This window comes from Streptomyces sp. NPDC051987, assembly GCF_040680735.1.
Taxonomy (GTDB): domain Bacteria; phylum Actinomycetota; class Actinomycetes; order Streptomycetales; family Streptomycetaceae; genus Streptomyces.
On record NZ_JBFAXI010000023.1, the window covers coordinates 1 to 14,899 of the forward strand.

General features: G+C 70.8%; 14 protein-coding genes. 8 read left to right on the forward strand and 6 right to left on the reverse strand.

What is annotated here, in order from left to right; genetic code table 11:
• Nucleotides 1-150 precede the first annotated feature (150 nt).
• Nucleotides 151-1,026, reverse strand: coding sequence for a 3-methyl-2-oxobutanoate hydroxymethyltransferase (gene panB / locus AB0M11_RS14990; protein WP_365705262.1), 876 nt, complete (start codon nucleotides 1,024-1,026; stop codon nucleotides 151-153).
• Between the two features lie 218 nt (nucleotides 1,027-1,244).
• Between panB and AB0M11_RS14995 the strand changes: the two genes are divergently transcribed.
• From AB0M11_RS14995 to AB0M11_RS15015, 5 genes are all read left to right on the forward strand, one after another.
• Complete coding sequence (locus tag AB0M11_RS14995) at nucleotides 1,245-2,843, forward strand: MFS transporter (RefSeq protein WP_365705264.1); 1,599 nt, start codon at nucleotides 1,245-1,247, stop codon at nucleotides 2,841-2,843.
• An 87-nt stretch (nucleotides 2,844-2,930) separates the two neighbouring features.
• Complete coding sequence (locus AB0M11_RS15000) at nucleotides 2,931-3,560, forward strand: TetR/AcrR family transcriptional regulator (protein ID WP_365705266.1); 630 nt, start codon at nucleotides 2,931-2,933, stop codon at nucleotides 3,558-3,560.
• Between the two features lie 183 nt (nucleotides 3,561-3,743).
• Nucleotides 3,744-4,796 carry an endonuclease/exonuclease/phosphatase family protein gene (locus AB0M11_RS15005; RefSeq protein WP_365705268.1) on the forward strand — a complete coding sequence of 351 codons (1,053 nt, stop codon included), beginning with the start codon at nucleotides 3,744-3,746 and terminating at the stop codon, nucleotides 4,794-4,796.
• 148 nt (nucleotides 4,797-4,944) lie between these two features.
• Nucleotides 4,945-6,159: an MFS transporter gene (locus AB0M11_RS15010; RefSeq protein WP_365705270.1), complete on the forward strand. Its 1,215-nt coding sequence runs from the start codon at nucleotides 4,945-4,947 to the stop codon at nucleotides 6,157-6,159.
• Between the two features lie 122 nt (nucleotides 6,160-6,281).
• Nucleotides 6,282-6,902 carry a Uma2 family endonuclease gene (locus tag AB0M11_RS15015; protein WP_365705272.1) on the forward strand — a complete coding sequence of 207 codons (621 nt, stop codon included), beginning with the start codon at nucleotides 6,282-6,284 and terminating at the stop codon, nucleotides 6,900-6,902.
• Between the two features lie 60 nt (nucleotides 6,903-6,962).
• On the opposite strand, the gene AB0M11_RS15020 is transcribed toward AB0M11_RS15015, so the two are convergent.
• The 4 genes from AB0M11_RS15020 to AB0M11_RS15035 all read right to left on the reverse strand — a co-directional run bounded on the left by AB0M11_RS15020 (nucleotide 6,963) and on the right by AB0M11_RS15035 (nucleotide 11,044).
• Entirely contained in the window at nucleotides 6,963-7,982 is a 1,020-nt protein-coding gene (locus tag AB0M11_RS15020; protein WP_365705274.1) for an aldose 1-epimerase, read from the reverse strand.
• A 16-nt stretch (nucleotides 7,983-7,998) separates the two neighbouring features.
• Nucleotides 7,999-8,781, reverse strand: coding sequence for an ATP-binding cassette domain-containing protein (locus AB0M11_RS15025; RefSeq protein ID WP_365705276.1), 783 nt, complete (start codon nucleotides 8,779-8,781; stop codon nucleotides 7,999-8,001).
• On the reverse strand, nucleotides 8,778-9,809 hold the full coding sequence (locus tag AB0M11_RS15030) for an ABC transporter permease (protein ID WP_365705278.1): 1,032 nt from the start codon (nucleotides 9,807-9,809) through the stop codon (nucleotides 8,778-8,780). The genes AB0M11_RS15025 and AB0M11_RS15030 overlap by 4 nt, the downstream gene beginning before the upstream one ends.
• A 107-nt stretch (nucleotides 9,810-9,916) precedes the next feature.
• A complete protein-coding gene (locus AB0M11_RS15035) occupies nucleotides 9,917-11,044 on the reverse strand; it encodes a substrate-binding domain-containing protein (RefSeq protein ID WP_365705280.1) in 1,128 nt (375 codons plus the stop codon).
• Nucleotides 11,045-11,193: 149 nt separating this feature from the next.
• Here AB0M11_RS15035 and AB0M11_RS15040 point away from each other — a divergent pair, with 149 nt between their 5' ends.
• Both AB0M11_RS15040 and AB0M11_RS15045 read left to right on the forward strand, forming a co-directional pair.
• Nucleotides 11,194-12,252, forward strand: a complete 1,059-nt coding sequence (locus tag AB0M11_RS15040; protein WP_365705282.1) for a LacI family DNA-binding transcriptional regulator — start codon at nucleotides 11,194-11,196, stop codon at nucleotides 12,250-12,252.
• Entirely contained in the window at nucleotides 12,245-13,318 is a 1,074-nt protein-coding gene (locus tag AB0M11_RS15045; protein WP_365705284.1) for a carbohydrate kinase, read from the forward strand. The genes AB0M11_RS15040 and AB0M11_RS15045 overlap by 8 nt, the downstream gene beginning before the upstream one ends.
• A gap of 173 nt (nucleotides 13,319-13,491) precedes the next feature.
• Here AB0M11_RS15045 and AB0M11_RS15050 read toward each other — a convergent pair whose 3' ends face one another.
• Complete coding sequence (locus tag AB0M11_RS15050; RefSeq protein WP_365705286.1) at nucleotides 13,492-14,073, reverse strand: hypothetical protein; 582 nt, start codon at nucleotides 14,071-14,073, stop codon at nucleotides 13,492-13,494.
• Nucleotides 14,074-14,285: 212 nt separating this feature from the next.
• On the opposite strand from AB0M11_RS15050, the gene AB0M11_RS15055 reads away from it, so the two are divergent.
• On the forward strand, nucleotides 14,286-14,861 hold the full coding sequence (locus tag AB0M11_RS15055) for a hypothetical protein (protein WP_365705289.1): 576 nt from the start codon (nucleotides 14,286-14,288) through the stop codon (nucleotides 14,859-14,861).
• Nucleotides 14,862-14,899 lie beyond the last annotated feature (38 nt).

The following is a 14,899-nucleotide window of genomic DNA, read 5'->3' on the forward strand; positions in this document are numbered from 1 at the left end:
GGCCGGCCTCGGTGTTTCCGCAGTGGCTCTCAGAAGGCCCGCCGAAGGGGCGCGGGGCGGTACCTGACATGCGGCGCTGCCGCGTGGGCGCGACCAGCCACGACGACGCCGCGGACGGACACGGCGCCCCGCGGCCTCCTCGCGGAGCGCTCAGTGGACGGAGTGCTCCTCCAGCGGGAACGTTCCGCCGACGACGTCCTCGGCGTAGGCCCGAGCCGCGTCGCCCATGACCTCGCGCAGGTCCGCGTACTTCTTCACGAACTTGGGGACCCGGCCCGAGGTCAGGCCGAGCATGTCCGTCCAGACCAGGACCTGGGCGTCGGTCTCCGGACCGGCGCCGATGCCGACCGTCGGGATGTGCAGCGTGCGGGTCACCTCGGCCGCGAGCTCCGCCGGGACCAGTTCGAGCACGACCGCGAAGGCGCCCGCGTCCTGCACCGACTTGGCGTCGCGCAGCAGCTGCTGGGCCGCCTCCTCGCCGCGGCCCTGCACCCGGTAGCCCATCGCGTTGACGGACTGGGGGGTCAGGCCGATGTGCGCCATCACCGGGATGCCGGACTCGACGAGCAGCCGGATCTGGTCGTGCGACCGCTCGCCGCCCTCCAGCTTGACCGCGCCGACGCCCGCCTCCTTCACCAGCCGGGTCGCCGAGCGCAGCGCCTGCACCGCGCCCTCCTGGTAGGAGCCGAAGGGGAGGTCGCCGACGATGAGGGCGCGCCGGGTCCCGCGGACCACGGCGGCCGACAGCATCGTCATCTCGTCCAGGGTGACGGGCACCGTCGACTCGTAGCCGAGGTGGCAGTTGCCGGCCGAGTCGCCGACCAGGAGGACCGGGATGCCGGCCTCGTCGAAGACGGAGGCCGTCATCGCGTCGTAGGCGGTGAGCATGGGCCACCTCTCGCCGCGTTCCTTGGCGAGGGCGAGGTCGCGGACCGTGATGCGGCGACTTCCCTTGCCCCCGTACAGCGTCCTGCTGCCGTCGGAGGGGTTGTTCCGCACGGTCTGGGCAGCCGAGAACTGCGTCATGACAACGGCTCCTTCAGGTCATCTCGAGGCACCCTCACGGTGTCCCCGGATCCCTCCCATGGTGGCACTTCGTGCCGCCCTCGGCCAGAGCGCCCCCGTGTGATCCCTCGGGCCCCCTACCGCCCCTGCCGGGCCGCCCTGTCGCGTTTCATAAAGTCCGGGTAAAGTTATTCAGATACGAGACGGTGCCGTATTGAAATGGGCCTAGGCTCGTCGGTATGACAACTCCTGCCGACCACGCGCCACCCGGCCCGCGCATACCCGAGGCGGTGCACCGACGCCGCTGGGCGATCCTCGGTGCGCTGATGCTGAGCCTGCTGATCGTGGTGCTCGACAACTCGATCCTGAACGTCGCCGTGAAGACCATCTCCACTCCGGCTCCGGTCGGCCTCGGCGCCACCCAGAGCCAGCTGGAGTGGGCGATCAACGCCTACACCCTGGTCTTCGCCGGCCTGCTCTTCACCGCGGGCCTCCTCGGCGACCGTCTGGGCCGCAAGAAGGTGCTCATCGGCGGCCTGCTGGTCTTCGGCGTCGGCTCGGCCCTCGCCGCCGAGTCCGGCTCCGCGGACCAGCTGATCGCCTTCCGCGCCCTGATGGCACTCGGTGCTGCCTTCGTGATGCCCGCCACCCTCGCCGTGCTGATGAACGTCTTCGAGCGTCAGGAGCAGCCCAAGGCGATCGGCATCTGGGCCGGCGGCGTCGGCCTCGCCATCGCCATCGGCCCGATCACCGGCGGTGTGCTGCTGGACCACTTCTGGTGGGGCTCGGTCTTCCTCGTCAACGTGCCGATCGTGATCATCGCGCTCGCGCTGATGTTCTGGCTGGTGCCCGACTCGCGCGACCCGCGCCCCGGCCGCGTCGACCCGGTCGGCGTGGTGCTCTCCGTCGTGGGCCTGGTCCTCCTCGTCTACGGCATCATCAAGGGCGGCGAACTCGCCGACTTCACCGACGCCAAGGTGCTCGCCACCATCGCCGCGGGCCTCGTGGTGCTCGCCGCGTTCGTGATCTTCGAGAAGCGCAGCGACCACCCGTCCCTGGACGTCACCTACTTCAGGAACAAGGTCTTCTCGGCCGCCATGGCCGCCATCGCGCTGGTCTTCTTCGCGCTGATGGGCGTGACCTTCTTCTCCGTCTTCTACACCCAGAGCGTCCGCGGGTACTCGCCGCTGCAGTCCGGCCTGCTGCTGCTCCCGCTGGCCGCCGCGCAGCTGATCTTCGCGCCGCGCGCCCGGCTGGTCGTCGACCGGTTCGGCAACAAGGCGACGACCACCGGCGGTCTGGTGCTGATCGCGGCGATGCTGGCCATGTTCGCCACGTTCGAGGCCGACACCCCGATCTGGCTCCTGGAGGTCGTCTTCTTCCTGATGGGGACCGGCATGGCGCACATCATGACGCCGACCTCGGTCGTCATCATGCAGGCCCTGCCCCGTGAGAAGGCCGGTTCCGCCTCCGCGCTCAGCAACACCTTCCGCCAGGTCGGCGGCGCCCTCGGCATCGCCGTGCTCGGCTCGGTGCTGTCGACGTCGTACCGCAACGGCATCGAGGGCAAGCTCGGCGCGCTGCCGCCCGGACTGCGCGAGACCGCCGGCGAGTCCATCGAGGCCACGCTCGGCGTCGCCGCGAAGCTCGGCGCCCAGGGCAGGTCCCTGGTCACCCCGGCCAACGACGCCTTCCTGCACGCCATGCACACCACCGCCCTGTGCGGCGCGGGTGTCGCCCTGATCGGAGCCGTGGTCGTGGCCGTCTTCCTGCCGGGAAAACCGCCGGCCGGTCAGCGGGGCGACCGTGAACAGGAGTTGGTCGTGGCGGCGGAGTGAACGGGCGGGCCGCCGGCCCCGCAGGAACCACGGGGGGAGGCTTCGGTTGCGGGAGGATTCCCGTAGCCAGTGAGAGGACGGTATGACGTGACGCTTGCCGACAGCGGACCGCGGTCGACGGCTCCGGCTCGGGGCCGCCCCCGCAGCGAGGCGGTGGAGAGCGCCATCCTGGAAGGGGTGATGAAGCTCCTGGAGGACGGCGTGCCGCTCGGCGACCTGTCCATCGAGCGGATCGCCCGGACCGCCGGCGTCGGCAAGGCCACCATCTACCGCCGCTGGAACGGCAAGGAGGAGCTCTTCGTCGACGTCATGCGCGCCGCCGAGCCCCCCGACCCCGAACTCCCGGGCACCTCCATGCGCGACGACCTCGTCGTGCTCCTCGAATCGCTGCGGCAGCGCGGACTGAGGAACCGTTCGTCGGCGATCCTGCACAACGTCTACGCCCAGATGAAGAGCAGCCCCCGCATCTGGAACGCCTACCACGCGAGCGTCGTCAATCCCCGGCGCGAACTCGGCAAGGAAGTGCTGCGCCGGGGCCAGCGCAACGGCGAACTCCGCGCCGACGTCGACATCGAGCTGGCGAACGACATGTTCACCGGGCCGATGCTGGTCAGAGCCGTACTGCGCCCGGAGGCGGAACTCCCCGAAGGCCTGGCCGAACAGATCGTCGACTCCGTGCTGGCGGGCCTCGGGCCCGGCACCTCATCGCAGTCGTGAGCGGGAGTGTGCGCGTTTCGTCACAGACCCCGCCGACCCGCCGGTGAGCGGAACTCCTCCCCTCGGCTCGTTCGTCCTCGTCTTCCGTACGGCCGTCATGTGACGGCGGGGCAGGAGCCGATCATCCCCTAGGGTCGTATCCGGGGGACGACGGTGTGCACGGCGGGTTGTGAGGCAGACGGTATGGCGCAGCAGGCGTACATGACGGAGACGGACAACGGCGGCTCGGGGCCCGAGCGCCGGGGAGACCGGTTCCGGCGCCTGGTGGACCGGCTGCTGGCGGGCTGGCGGGACGACCCGCGCATCTGGCGCCGGGGCATCGTCCTCGCCGTCCTCGCGCTGCTGCTGGCCGGTGTGATGCTGCTGCACTCCCGCATCCCCAACACCGTCGGCAACCTGGGCAGTCTGACCGAGACCTTCCTGCCCTGGCTGGGCCTGCTGATCCCGGTGCTGCTCGTGCTCGGCCTGGTGCGCAGGTCCGCGACCGCGCTGATCGCCGTACTGCTCCCGGCGATCGTCTGGCTCAACCTGTTCGGCGGCCTGCTCACCGACAAGCAGGGCGGTGGCGGCGACTTCATGGTGGCCACCCACAACGTCAACGCCGACAACCCCGACCCGGCCGGTACGGCCGCTCGGCTCGCCTCCTCCGGCGCCGACGTGCTGGCCCTGGAGGAGCTGACGGCGACGGCCGTGCCGACGTACGAGAAGGCGCTGAAGTCCACGTACAGGTACCACGCGGTCGAGGGCACCGTCGGCCTGTGGAGCAAGTACCGCCTCACCGGCGTGAAGGCCGTCGACATCAAGCTCGGCTGGACGCGCGCGATGCGGGCCACGGTCGCCACCCCGCACGGCCCCCTCGCCGTCTACGTGGCCCATATGCCGTCCGTCCGCGTCAAGATGAACGCCGGCTTCACCGCCCGGCAGCGCGACACGAGCGCGGACGCGCTGGGCGAGGCCATCGCCGACGAGACCCTGCCGCGGGTCATCCTCCTCGGTGACCTCAACGGCACGATGAACGACCGTTCCCTGAACGCCGTCACCTCGCAGATGCGCTCCACCCAGGGCGCGGCGGGCAGTGGCTTCGGGTTCAGCTGGCCGGCCTCGTTCCCGATGGCCCGCATCGACCAGATCATGGTCAGGGGCGTGGAGCCGGAGAGCTCCTGGACCCTCCCGCGGACCGGCAGCGACCACCTGCCGATCGCCGCACGTGTGAACCTGACCACATCGGATGCGTGAAAGCCCCTGGTGAGGGCGGCCTCCCGTGCCTTGTCAGGACAACTGGACACCGCGCCGTAACCCGGTGGAATACTTCGCCTGGGAGACTTTGTTCCGTAGATGAACTTAAAACGCACGGAACCCCGCTCCCCGAAAGGCGAAGCCCTTCATGCCTCTGGCCCTGCTCGCCCTGGCCGTCGGCGCATTCGGTCTCGGCACCACTGAATTCGTCATGATGGGCCTGCTGCCCGACGTCGCCGACGACCTGCACGTCTCGATCCCCACCGCCGGTCACCTGGTCTCGGCGTACGCGCTGGGCGTCGTCATCGGCGCCCCGCTCCTGGCCGCGCTCACCGCGCGCCTGCCCCGTCGCGCGGTCCTCATCTCCCTGATGGCCCTGTTCGTCGCGGGCAACGCGCTCTCGGCCCTGGCCCCCGGCTACGACTCCCTGCTCGCCGCCCGCTTCCTCAGCGGCCTGCCGCACGGCGCCTTCTTCGGCGTGGGCGCGGTCGTCGCCACCGGCCTGGTGGCCCCGGAACGCAGGGCCCGCTCGGTCTCCCTGATGTTCATGGGCCTGACCGTCGCCAACATCGCGGGCGTCCCGGTCGCCACGCTCATGGGCCAGCACCTCGGCTGGCGGGCGACCTTCCTGGGCGTCAGCCTGATCGGCGTGGCGGCGATGGCGGCGGTGTTCCTGCTGATCCACCCCGCGCACACGCCCGCCCCCACCGCCGGCCTGCGCGGCGAACTCACCGCCCTGCGCTCCCTGCCCGTCTGGCTGGCCCTCGCCACGACCGTGGTCGGCTTCGGCGCCCTGTTCTCCGCGTACAGCTACGTCACGCCGATGCTGACGGCGTCCGCCGGCTACACCCAGGGCAGCGTGACCCTCCTCCTCGCCCTGTTCGGCGTCGGCGCCACGATCGGCAACCTCGTCGGCGGCCGGCTGGCCGACCACGCGATGCGCGGGACGCTCTTCGGTGGCCTGGTGTCCATGGTGGCGGTCCTGCTCCTCTTCCCGGTCCTGATGCGGACGGAGTGGAGCGCGGCGCTCGCCGTCGTCCTGCTCGGCGTGGCGGCCTTCGTCACCGGCTCCCCGCTCCAGCTGATGGTGATGGAACGCGCGGCCGCGGGCCCCTCCCTCGCCTCCTCCGCCAACCAGGCCGCCTTCAACCTCGCCAACGCGGGCGGCGCCTGGATCGGCGGCGTGGCCCTGGCCGCGGGCTTCGGCGTCACCTCCCCGGCCCTGGCGGGCGCCGCCCTCGCGGTCCTCGGCCTGGGCGTGGCGAGCGTGGCGTACGCGGTGGACCGCCGCAGGGCGGTGCCGGCGGCCCACGAACGCGTGATCGCCTCCCACGTCCCGGCCGACCTGGTGCGTTCCTCCTGACGGCCGGTGTCGCACACCCGGCCGGGGCGGTGATCCCTTTCGGGTGAAGCGCTCCCCACAGCACGCCGACGGCCGGACCCGACCAGGATGATTCTCCCGGCGCCAACCCCCGGGAGAACGCAATGCACACCGCCGCAGCCACCGGGCAGCGCTCCGACGACTACGAGTCCTTCTCGCTCACGGCGATCGCCGAAGAGATCACGGAGCGCCATCCGGGCTACCGCGTCGAGATCATCGGAGGCCACCTCCTGGTCTCTCCGCTCAGGGATGCCCCGCATGCATGTGTCCTGACCGACCTCATGTGCCTCTTCATCGCGGCGGATCCGCACGACGGCGATACCGAGGTACTCCAGAACGTCGGTCTCCGGCTGCCCACCGGAGCCGAGGACTACGCCATCCCGGACCTCGCGATCGTGGACGCCGACATCGACGACCACCTCGTCGAGAACAACGCCTACGACCCCGTCTGCTTCCGTCTCGTCCTGGAGGTCACCTCCAGCAACTGGAAGGACGACCTGAAGACCAAGGCCGTCGCGTACGCCCAGGCCAAGGTCCCGGTCTACGTCATCGTCGACCGCAAGCACCAGCGCGTCCACGTACTCACCGAGCCCAGCGGGGAGCAGTACGAGCACCACCGGCCGTACTCGCCCGGCGAGACCGCCACGCTTCCCGACTCGATCGGCGCCAAGGTCACCCTCGACGTCGAACAGATCCTCAAGGCCGCCCAGAGGAAGGCCGACTGATCAGCTCGCGTCGGCGGGCCGCGGCGCCTGCCGGGTGTCGTCGTCGCGACGGACGCCGGATCAGGAAGCGCTCGGCGAGCCCGCGTACCCGACACCGAAGGCGAATGCGCGGCTCGCACCCGGTGCCAGAGCGAGGGCGGCGGTCTGGTCCGGGCGGTTGAAGGCGTCGGTCATCGCCTCGACGGGTTCGAGGGCGATGGAGGCCCGGCGGTCGCGGGCCAGGGTGTCGCCGGTGAAGACGTGCAGGTAGCCGCTGCGCTGCCAGACGCGCAGTTCCTCGCCGGTCGCGGGATCGGCCAGTACCGTCTCGATCCGGCCGGCGGGGCCGGCGGCGAGGTCCGCGTAGCAGGCGTCGATGACCGCGCCGCCCAGTCGTCTCGGCGCCCGGAAGTCCATGTCGGGGCGGTCGTCCAGGGGGATCCGGGCGTCCTCGCCGGGCAGCGGGATGAGGGAGGCGTCGGTGCGGACCAGGGTGTGCGCGGGGACGCGCAGCGTCAGGTCGTCGATGGGGCGGGACAGGGTGAAGTACGGGTGCCAGCCCGTTGCGTAGGGGGCGGTGGTGTCGCCCACGTTGGTCGCACGGACGTCGACGCTCAACTCGTCGGCGGTGAGCGTGTACTCGACCGTGAGGTCGATCGCGAAGGGATAGCCGGGGTACGCGCCCGGCCGGACGGCCGTGGTGTGCAGCAGCAGGCGGGCGGAGTCCGGTGTCGTGGCGGCACGGGTGAGCGCGAAGGACGCCTCGCGGGCGAAGCCGTGGTAGATCAGGCGGTCGCCGTGGCGGCCCGGGAGCAGGTCGTGGTCGCGGCCGTCGTAGCGGTAGCGGGCGTCGGCCACGCGGTTGGGGAAGGGGGCCAGCAGGCCGGCGCGTACGCCGTCCTGCGCCAGGAGTTCCTTCTCGTCGCGGTAGCCGTCCGTCAACTCCTTGAGCCGGCCGGTGGCTTCGCTCCTGACCTGCCAGCTCAGCAGCGTCGCGCCGCGCAGGGCGAGCACGGCGCGTGCCGAGTCGTCCGGCGCGCAGACGACGAGGGTGGGTTCGCCGCCGAGGCGGCTCTCGGTGATCCGGTACTCGGCGGTCATTCCCGTGCCGTCCCTCTCAGCTCGCGTCGGGGGCGAGCTTCTTCGCGCCCGTCATGATGGCCACCGCGTCCTCCATGGAGTGCGACTTCGGGGTGATGACGCCGGCGCGGGCGCCGAGGCGCTGGATGTGGATGCGGTCGGCGACCTCGAAGACGTTGGGCATGTTGTGGCTGATGAGGATGACGCCGAGACCCTGGTCGCGCAGGTCGCGGACGAGCTTGAGGACCTGGCCGGTCTCGCGGACGCCGAGCGCGGCGGTCGGTTCGTCGAGGATCACCACCCGGCCGCCGAAGGCCGCGGTACGGGCGACGGCCACGGACTGGCGCTGGCCGCCGGAGAGGGTCTCCACCGCCTGGTTGATGTTCTGCAGGGTGCCGATGCCGAGCCGTTTGATGTGGTCGGCGGCCTGCCTCTTCATCTCGCCGGTGTCGAGCATGCGGAACACCGAGCCGAGGACGCCCTTGCGGCGGATCTCGCGGGCGAGGAAGAGGTTGCTGGCGATGTCCAGGGCGGGGGCGACGGCGAGGGTCTGGTAGACGGTCTCGATGCCGGCGTCGCGGGCGTCCTGGGGGCGTTTGAAGTGCACCTCCTTGCCGTCGACCAGGATGCTGCCCTGGTCGGGGACGAGGGCTCCGGACAGGCACTTGATCAGGGTGGACTTGCCGGCGCCGTTGTCGCCGATGACGGCGAGGACCTCGCCGGCGTGGAGGGTGAGGTCGACGCTGTTCAGGCCGACGACCCTGCCGAAGAGCTTGACCAGGCCCTTGGCTTCGAGAACGGGGGCGGTGGCGGTCGTCACGACTTCACACTCCGGATCCACTGGTCGACGGAGACAGCCGCGATCACCAGGATGCCGACTGCGAGGACTTGGTAGTTGGGGTCGATGCCGGCCAGCGCGAGGCCGTTGACGAAGACCTGGACGATGAGCGCGCCGATCAGCGAGCCGAAGACCACCCCGCGGCCGCCGAACAGGCTGGTGCCGCCGATCACCACCGCGGTGATGGACTGCAGGTTGGCGTTGAGACCGCTGTTGGGGTCACCGCCGCCGACCCGGCCGACCAGGATCCAGGCGCCCACGGCGATGGCGAAACCGCCCACCATGTAGGCGCTGAGCAGGACCCGGTTGACGGAGATGCCGGCCAGCCGGGCGGCCTCGACGTCGTCGCCGACGGCGTAGAGGTGGCGGCCCCAGGCGGTGTAGCGCAGGGCGTAGCCGACCACCACGTACAGGGCGATCATGAGGAGGACGCCGTACGTGAGGTTCAGCTGTCCGAGCGAGACGGTCTGGCCGCTCCACAGCAGGATGCCGCCCGGCTGCAGGGCGACGGTCTGGCCCTTGGCGTAGATGAGGGTGATGGCGGTGAAGACGCTGAGGGTGCCGAGGGTGACGATGAACGGAGGCAGCTTGATCCTGGTCACCAGCAGGCCGTTGACGGCCTGGGCGGCGATCGCGACGACCGCTCCGGCCAGCAGGGCGAACACGCCGGGCCAGTGGTTGTCCGCGACGAGCTTCGCCATCAGCAGGGAGGACAGCACCATCACCGCGCCGATCGACAGGTCGATGCCGGCGGTGAGGATGATGACCGTCTGGCCGACGGCGAGCGAACCGATGACGGCCACCTGCTGGGCGACCAGCGAGAGGTTCTGCAGCGCGTAGAAGCGCTCGTTCACCAGGGAGAACACGACGGCGGCGAGCACCAGGACGATGGCCGGGCTGAGGGCCGGCTGGCGGTGCAGCACCGAGTGGATGCGCTGGCTGGGGGTGGCGGGCCTGTTGAGGAACTCCTCCGCCGGTGCCGGTGTGGCTTTGTCCACGTGGGTGGTCACAGGGTGTCCTTCCGGTGTTTTCCCTGGAACGGGCTCATGGGCTCGTGGAGCACGGGTGCGACGCCGGTTCCGTCACGACGGTCCGCGGCGCCGCACCCGGCGGGGTGTCAGCTGCCCCAGCAGGCGGAGGCGGCCTGCGACGGGGACTGCACGGTCAGGCCGTCCAGGGACTTGGCGGCGACGAGGGCGGTACCGGTGTCGTAGAAGGACTTGCCGGCGGTCACGCCGGGCTTGCTGCCGCCGCGGGCCAGCTTGGCGATCGACGTGACGCCGAGAGCCGCCATCTTGCCCGGGTACTGCACCGCGTCGGCCGCGAACTCACCGCTGGTCACGTTCTTCAGGCCGGAGCAGCTGCCGTCGATCGCGTAGATCGCGGCCTGCTTCTCCTTGCCGGCCGCCTTCAGCGCGTTGTACGCGCCCTCACCGGCGGGCTCGTTGATGGCGTAGACGACGTTGATGTCCGGGTTGGCGGACAGGCAGTTCTCCATCGCGGTGCGGCCGCCGTCGATGGCGCCCTGGGTGGGCTGGTGACAGACGACCTTGTACGTGCCGCCCTTGCCGCCGGTGTACTTGCCCGACTTGGCTTCCTTGCCGTTCTCGGTCTTGCTGCCCGGGTCGATGCCCATGCCTTCCAGGAAGCCGTGGTCGCGGTTGATGTCGACGGAGACGACCTGGTTGTTGAACAGGTCGAGCATGGCGATGACGGCCGGCTTGCCGCCGAGGGACGCCGCCGCGTACTGCCCGATGAGCTTGCCCGCCTGCTCGTTGTCCGTGGCGTAGGTGACGTCCGCGGTGCTGGCCGGGTTCGGCGCGGTGTCCAGGGCGATCACGAACAGGCCGGCCTGCTTGGCCCGGCCGAGGGCGGCGTTCACGGCGTCGCCGTTGGTGGTGATGAGGATGCCCTTGTCGCCGCGCGATATGGCGTTGTCGATGGCGGTGATCTGGGTCTGGGTGTCGCCGTCGGTGGTGCCCGCCGCCACCGTGAGACTCACGTTGTCCTTGGCGGCCTGGGACTTGGCGTCCTTCTCCATGCTCACGAAGTACGGATTGGTGAGGGTCTTCAGGATCAGCGACACACCCACCTTGCCGCCGCCCCCCGAGGCGGACGAGGAGGAGCTCCCGTTCGAGGAACCGCAGGCCGCGAGCGTCGCGCCGAGGCAGACCGTGACGCCGATCGCCATCGCCCGGGTACGCCGGCCGGAGCGGCTCGACAGGTGACTGGTGGAGAAGTTCATGGCTCGATCCCTTTCGGATCCGTCCCTTGGCCGACGCTGAGACAACGTTGACTGGGCGAGATACTGGGCCTCTATGGACGAGCGCGTCAAGACGCTGATAAACATGCGTCGGCAACGAGTCGGTAACGCGAATCCGGTAGGAGACAACGATGACTCAGGGCGCAGCGCCGCCCCGGTCCACCCGCAGCCGCCCCACCATGCGTGAGGTCGCGGCGCTGGCCGGAGTCGCCATCAAGACGGTCTCGCGCGTGTTCAACGGCGTCCCCACCGTCGATCCGGCGATCGTCGCCAGGGTCCGCGAGGCCGCCGACCAACTGGGCTACCGGCCCAACCTCACCGCGAGCAGTCTGCGCCGCGGCGACGGCCGTACCGCCACCATCGGCATGCTCGTCGAGGACGCCGCGAACCCCTTCTCGGCCGCCCTGACCCGCACCGTGGAGAACGTGGCCCGGGAACGCGGGGTCCTGGTGCTGGTCGGCAGCGTGGACGAGGACCCGGCACGCGAACGGGAGCTGGCCCAGGCGCTCGTGGACCGCCGGGTGGACGGGCTGGTGATCGTCCCGGCGGGACGCGACCAGAGCTACCTGATCAGCGAACAGCGCTCCGGCACCCGCATGGTCTTCGTCGACCGCGAGGCCGGACTCCTGGACGCCGACGCGGTCGTCTCCGACAACCGGCAGGGCGCCGTCACCGCCGTAAACCACCTGATCGAGGCCGGCCACCGCCGGATCGCCTACCTCGGCGACCGCGCCTCCATCCCGACCGCCGCCCAGCGCTTCGACGGCTACCGGCACGCGCTGGAGGTCGCGCACCTCCCGTACGACGACGAGATCGTGCGGCACGTGCCGGCCAGCGAGGCGGCCGCCGTCGCCGCCACCGAGGAGCTGCTGGAGCTGCCGGATCCGCCCACGGCACTGTTCACCAGCCAGAACCTGGTCACCATCGGCGCCCTGCGGGCCCTGCGCGCGCTCGGGCTGCAGCACACCGTCGCCCATGTGGGCTTCGACGACTTCCCGTTGGCCGACATCCTCGACCCGGGCATCTCCGTCATCGCCCAGGACGTCGAGCAGGTGGGCAGGACCGCCGCCGAGATGCTCTTCCACCGTCTGGACGGCGACGAGTCGCCGACCCGCACCGTCACCGTGCCGACCCGGCTGATCGAGCGGGGCTCCGGCGAGATCCCGGCCGAAGGACCCCGCCATGACTGAACCCGTACGCGCCGCCGCACAGCCCCCGGCCGTGACCGTGATCGGCGAAGCCCTCATCGATCTGGTCCAGCTCGACGCCCCTGGCGACTACCGCGCCCAGCCGGGCGGCAGCCCCTTCAACGTCGCCATCGGCCTTGCCCGGCTCGGCCACCGCACCGCGCTCATGGCACGGCTGGCCGACAACACCTTCGGCCGGCTGCTGCGCGCGCACGCCGCCGCCGAGGGCGTCGACCTGACCTCGGCACCGGCGGCCGCCGAACCGACCACGCTCGCCGTGGTCTCCATGGACCCCGAGGGGCGGGCGAGTTACGACTTCTACCTGGACGGCACCGCCGACTGGCAGTGGACCGAGACGGAGACCGCCCGCGTCCCCCGGGACACGGCCGTGCTGCACTTCGGGTCGGTCGCCTCCTGGACGTCCCCGGCCGACCGGCACATCCACTCCGTGGCCCGCCGCCTGCGCGCCGAAGGTACGACGCTGATCAGCTACGACCCCAACATCCGCCCCGCCCTCCTCGGCGACCCGGAGCGCGGCAGGCAGGCCGTCGAACGGAGCGTCGGCACCGCCCACCTCGTCAAGGCCAGCCGCGAGGACGTCGAGTGGCTCTACCCGGACACGCCGATCGAGGCGGTCGCCGCCCGCTGGCTGGAGCTCGGCGCACTCCTCGTCGTCCTCACCGACGGCCCCGACGGCGCCCATGCCCTGCACGCCGGCGCGGGGAGCCTGAGCCGCCCCGGACGGAAGGTCGCCGTGGTGGACACCGTCGGCGCGGGGGACGCGTTCACCGCGGGGCTGCTCGGCGCGCTGACCCGCCACGGACTGCACAGCCCGCGGACGCTGGCCGCGGCCGACCCGGGCGCGCTGCGGACCGCCGTGGACGACGCCATCCTCGTCTCAGCGCTGACCTGCGAACGGCTGGGCGCGGACCCGCCCACCGCCCTGCCCCGCCCCTCGTCGGCCGCCCAGGCACCCCTGGACGCGACGGACCTGACGTTCCCCGACGCCAACCGCCGCACGGGCACGGACGGTCCGCCGCCGCGCCCGACGCAGCCGACGGCGAGCTGACCGGGCCGCACGCGAGCCTCCCCTGGTCGCTCACTTCCAGACGGACGCCAGTTGCCACGCCTTCAGCCGGCCGAGCCGGGGGCGGTCGGTTCAGTTGCGCAGTTCGCACCAGACCGTTTTGCCGGCCGGGTGCTGGTCCATGCCCCAGCGGTCGGTCAGCGCCGCGAGGAGGGTCAGGCCCCGGCCCGACTCGTCCGTTTCGGCGGCCGAAGGGAGGTGAGGAGAAGCGGGTCGAGGAGTTCCCCAGCACTCACAAGGGCTTCCCAGAACTCCGCCGGTCGACCGCGGGTGGCATGCGGAACGATGCGCGCAAGCGAACAGAACACGCTTGCCAACTCACCCATGACAAACCAACGCGAGAGGCCCAGACCGTGACCGCTCGCCACGCCACCCATGGCACCCATCGCGGCCCGTAAGTGCTTCGCGATCACCAGCTCCCTCCCGTCGAGTTCCTTGGCGACGTCGAACACGCCAACCGTCTCCAGAAGCTCGCCGTAAAAGTTCTCCTCACCCTGCCGGAACTCACTCTGCACCTGGTCCGGCTCACTGTGGAGGCGCCGGAGCAATTCCGCCTCAGGGATTCCCATCGCCTGACCGACGGCCAGCGCCGCGTCCCACCACCACCGCGTCTGCTCGGCGAGTTCGCCGCAGACCACAGCCGGTGCCGCCCCCGCCCGCAGCCTCTCCCGGGCCGCCATGCTCATGGCTTCGATGACATCGGCACCGCCGCTCGACATCGCACCGGTCACGTACATCTGGGAAGGCCCTCCGGGCGCGTCACGACCCATGCCGATCGTCGGCCTGACCTGGCATGAGGACGGAACCAGGACGGTTCAAGGACGCGCGTCCGTAGCGTCCCCACGGGGTCACTGGCGCACTTCATGCTTTCGCTCGGGACTCAGCTCAGGCCCAGAAGGCCCCTGAAGGCGCACCCCCGGGGAAACAGGGACACGCACACGATCGGAGTTTGAAGATGGCACGAATGCGGATGCGGACCAGAAGCTTCGCCACGGTCCTGGCCGTAGGCGTAACAGCCCTTGCCCTCAGCATGCAGAGCGCGAGCGCAACCCTCAACATCCCGAGCACCACCCTGAAGAACAATGCCAGCGGGAACTGCGTCATCGAACGCAACCCCTCGGCGGCCGGTATAGGCGACTCCTGCGGCTACGCCGGCACGTACTTTCGCATCATCAGCGCCGCCCCCGACGCCGGAGGCGCCGCCTACGTGCAGATCCAGACCACCGCGGACGACCCGAGCGGCCCGGGCTACTGCCTGTACGCCGTGGGACAGGGCACCGGCCCCTCCGGCGCCCCTGCCGCCTCCTCCGACGTGGAACTGATCCCCTGCTGGTACAACGACCCCCGTGCCATATGGGCTGTGGCCAGGGCCGGAGCCACCGTCAACGGCATTACTCCCGAGACGTTCTTCGCCTTCGACGGGCGCGTCTGCCTGGACGGCGGCTTCGGGACCCTCTACGCCTATCGCGAGGAGGGCTGCAACGGCGGCAACGCCTGGCAGAGGTGGGATGTGTACACCGGCTGACGAGCGAGGACGTCAAGCAGGCCCAGCACAAAGGGGCG

What these genes read in the sequence shown, in the direction of transcription:
- AB0M11_RS14995 (WP_365705264.1), top strand. Translation starts at nt 1,245, where the DNA reads ATGACAACTCCTGCCGACCACGCGCCACCCGGCCCGCGCATACCCGAG.
- AB0M11_RS15040 (WP_365705282.1), top strand. Translation starts at nt 11,194, where the DNA reads ATGACTCAGGGCGCAGCGCCGCCCCGGTCCACCCGCAGCCGCCCCACC.
- AB0M11_RS15015 (WP_365705272.1), top strand. Translation starts at nt 6,282, where the DNA reads ATGCACACCGCCGCAGCCACCGGGCAGCGCTCCGACGACTACGAGTCC.
- AB0M11_RS15010 (WP_365705270.1), top strand. Translation starts at nt 4,945, where the DNA reads ATGCCTCTGGCCCTGCTCGCCCTGGCCGTCGGCGCATTCGGTCTCGGC.
- AB0M11_RS15035 (WP_365705280.1), bottom strand. Translation starts at nt 11,044, where the DNA reads ATGAACTTCTCCACCAGTCACCTGTCGAGCCGCTCCGGCCGGCGTACC.
- AB0M11_RS15020 (WP_365705274.1), bottom strand. Translation starts at nt 7,982, where the DNA reads ATGACCGCCGAGTACCGGATCACCGAGAGCCGCCTCGGCGGCGAACCC.
- AB0M11_RS15050 (WP_365705286.1), bottom strand. Translation starts at nt 14,073, where the DNA reads ATGTACGTGACCGGTGCGATGTCGAGCGGCGGTGCCGATGTCATCGAA.
- AB0M11_RS15005 (WP_365705268.1), top strand. Translation starts at nt 3,744, where the DNA reads ATGGCGCAGCAGGCGTACATGACGGAGACGGACAACGGCGGCTCGGGG.
- AB0M11_RS15045 (WP_365705284.1), top strand. Translation starts at nt 12,245, where the DNA reads ATGACTGAACCCGTACGCGCCGCCGCACAGCCCCCGGCCGTGACCGTG.
- panB (WP_365705262.1), bottom strand. Translation starts at nt 1,026, where the DNA reads ATGACGCAGTTCTCGGCTGCCCAGACCGTGCGGAACAACCCCTCCGAC.